Here is a 2,941-nt window from a genome sequence, read left to right as displayed (position 1 = left end):
ATGAAAGAATTTTTATTAGAAGCTAATAGATGCTTCCTATGTAAAAAACCAAGATGTAAAGAAAATTGTCCCATTAGTACTCCAATTCCTCAAATAATAGAACTTTTTAAAAATAATGAAGTGGAAAAAGCCGGAGAAATTTTATTTAATAATAATCCTATGTCTATAGTTTGCTCTATAGTCTGCCCTCATGAAAATCAATGCTTAGGAAATTGCATTAAAGGAATTAAAGATACTTCTGTAAAATTTTACGAAATAGAAAATTTTATTTCAAAAGAATATTTAAAAAATATAAAACTTAATTCTACTAAAAAAAATGGGGATAAAATAGCTGTTGTTGGTTCTGGTCCTGCAGGTATAACATTATCTATCATTCTAGCTCAAAAAGGATATGATGTTACTCTATTTGAAAAGAATGAAAAAATTGGTGGAGTTCTTAGATATGGTATACCTGAATTTAGACTTTCTAGAGATATAGTTGATAAGTTTGAAGAAATATTAAAAGACTTAAAGATAAAAATTAAAACTAATACTTTAGTTGGTCCTGTTATAACTGTGGATAAGCTTCTAGCAGATGGCTATAAAGCAATATTTATAGGCACAGGAGTTTGGAACCCTAAATCTCTAAATATAAAAGGAGAAACTTTAGGACATGTTCACTATGCTATAGATTATTTAAAATCTCCTGAAAAATATAATTTAGGAAAAAAAGTAGCTGTAATCGGTGCTGGAAATGTAGCTATGGATGCTGCTAGATCTGCTAAACATTATGGTTCTTCTGATGTTCATATTGTTTATAGAAGAGCAGAATCAGATATGCCTGCTACTCAATTTGAAATAAAAGAAGCTAAAGAAGATGGAATTATATTTGATACTTTTAAAGCACCTTTAGAAATTAAAGATTCAGGCATTTTAACTACTAAAACTAAAAAAATAGAAAATGAAGATGGTAGTGTTAAAATTGTTACAATTGAAAATACTGAAGAATTATTTCAATGTGATTCTATAATAATTGCAGTAAGCCAAGCGCCTAAAAGTAACATTGTAGATAACACTAATGGCTTAGAAGTTTGTAAATCTGGTTTAATACTTACTAATGAAAAATGTCATACCACTAGAGAAGGAATTTTTGCTTGTGGTGATGTAGTAAGTGGAGCTAAAACTGTAATTGAAGCTGTTGTTAATGCAAAAACAGCTGCTAATTCTATAGATGAATATTGTAAATCTTTAAAAAAGTAATTTTTTATTATTTATTAAAAATAAAAAGTAAGATTGTATGTATTATCATTTTTATTATATTATACATATAATCTTACTCATAATTAAAATGAACTTATTTTAAAGTAAGTTCTACTGGACAATGGTCTGAACCTAAAATATTATTATATATTTTAGCTTCCTTTAATCTATTCTCTAACTGTTCTGATACTATAAAATAATCAATTCTCCATCCTGCATTGTTTTTTCTTGCATTAAATCTATATGACCACCAAGAATACATTCCCTCCAATTCTGGATAGAAATAACGAAATGTATCTATAAATCCTTCATTTAATAAATTTGAAAATTCTTCTCTTTCCTCATCTGTAAAGCCTGCATTTTTTCTATTAGATTTAGGATTTTTTAAGTCTATTTCTTTATGTGCTACATTTAAATCACCACATATAATTACTGGCTTAATCTTATCTAATGATTTTATGTATTGTCTAAATTCTTTTTCCCAAGTAATTCTATAATCTAATCTTGCTAATTTCACTTGAGAATTTGGAGTATATACTGTTATCATATAAAAATCTTCAAACTCTAAGGTTATAACTCGCCCCTCTTTATCATGTTCTTCTTTTCCAATACCATAAAAAACTTTTATAGGTTCTTTTTTTGTAAAAATTGCTGTTCCAGAGTATCCCTTTTTTTCTGCATAATTCCAATACTGATGATATCCTTCAAGCTGCAAATCAATTTGTCCTTCTTGTAGCTTAGTTTCTTGTAAACAAAAAATATCTGCATTTTCATTATTAAAAAAATCTAAAAATCCTTTTTGCACACAGGCTCTAATACCATTTACATTCCAAGAAATTAATTTCATAAAAACTCTCCTTTTTTAAAAGAGACCTTGATTTCTCAAGATCTCTCTATTTATTATTCAAAAGTATATGTTACTCCATATTGTCTATAGTAATTATCTATAGCATTTTTCATATTATCATCTATATATACTTTACCCTTAATTTTTCTATTATATAAATAATTTACTACTTCTTGCATAGTAACTATTGAATATGTTGTAATTCCAAAGACTTCTTTAATTTCTTCTTGAGCTGATTTTTCTGATTTACCTTTTTCCATTCTATCAACTGAAATAACTAAACCTTTTATATCAACATTTCCTGAATTTTTTAATATAGGAGCTGTTTCATAAATAGAAGTTCCAGCAGTCATAACATCTTCTACTATAACAACTTTTTTATTATCTCCTAATTTAGCTCCTAATAAAATTCCACCTTCACCATGATCTTTTACTTCTTTTCTATTTGAACAATATTCTACATTAATTCCATAAATTGAATTCATTGAAATAGCTGTAGTTACTGTTAAAGGAATTCCCTTATATGCTGGTCCAAATAATACATCTATATTTTTACCAAAATGAGTATGTATTGCTTTGGCATAAAATTCTCCTAACTTATGTAATTGTTCCCCTGTTGTATAGTTTCCTGTATTAATAAAGAACGGTGTCTTCCTTCCACTTTTTGTTACAAAATCACCAAATCTTAATACGTTACTTTCTACCATGAATTCTATAAACTCTTTTTTATATTGTTCCATTTCCCATTCCTCCTAATACAATAATGTTTAAAAATCTTCTTATACATTTTACCATTATATTTAATTTTTTTCTAATAATTTTTTTTAAAATCTCTATTTTTTTATAATTTAATTT

The 2,941-nt window shown here is 26.6% G+C and carries 3 protein-coding genes; 1 reads left to right on the top strand and 2 read right to left on the bottom strand.

Annotated elements, in window-relative coordinates; all coding sequences use genetic code 11:
* On the top strand, positions 1-1,239 hold the full coding sequence (locus GBZ86_RS14530; protein WP_152891830.1) for an NAD(P)-dependent oxidoreductase: 1,239 nt from the start codon (positions 1-3) through the stop codon (positions 1,237-1,239).
* A 94-nt stretch (positions 1,240-1,333) separates the two neighbouring features.
* Here the strand turns inward: GBZ86_RS14530 and GBZ86_RS14525 are convergent, their stop codons facing one another.
* Together GBZ86_RS14525 and pyrE are read right to left on the bottom strand one after the other, a co-directional pair.
* On the bottom strand, positions 1,334-2,086 hold the full coding sequence (locus GBZ86_RS14525) for an exodeoxyribonuclease III (protein WP_152891828.1): 753 nt from the start codon (positions 2,084-2,086) through the stop codon (positions 1,334-1,336).
* Positions 2,087-2,139: 53 nt separating this feature from the next.
* Positions 2,140-2,826, bottom strand: a complete 687-nt coding sequence (gene pyrE / locus GBZ86_RS14520) for an orotate phosphoribosyltransferase (RefSeq protein ID WP_152891826.1) — start codon at positions 2,824-2,826, stop codon at positions 2,140-2,142.
* Between the last annotated feature and the right edge of the window lie 115 nt (positions 2,827-2,941).

Source organism: Clostridium tarantellae (genome assembly GCF_009295725.1).
GTDB classification, from domain to species: Bacteria; Bacillota; Clostridia; order Clostridiales; family Clostridiaceae; genus Sarcina; species Sarcina tarantellae.
The sequence above is the reverse complement of the archived record's forward strand: the minus strand, read 5'-3'. Positions and strand labels throughout refer to the sequence as shown.

What these genes read in the sequence shown, in the direction of transcription:
- pyrE (WP_152891826.1), bottom strand. Translation starts at nt 2,826, where the DNA reads ATGGAACAATATAAAAAAGAGTTTATAGAATTCATGGTAGAAAGTAAC.
- GBZ86_RS14530 (WP_152891830.1), top strand. Translation starts at nt 1, where the DNA reads ATGAAAGAATTTTTATTAGAAGCTAATAGATGCTTCCTATGTAAAAAA.
- GBZ86_RS14525 (WP_152891828.1), bottom strand. Translation starts at nt 2,086, where the DNA reads ATGAAATTAATTTCTTGGAATGTAAATGGTATTAGAGCCTGTGTGCAA.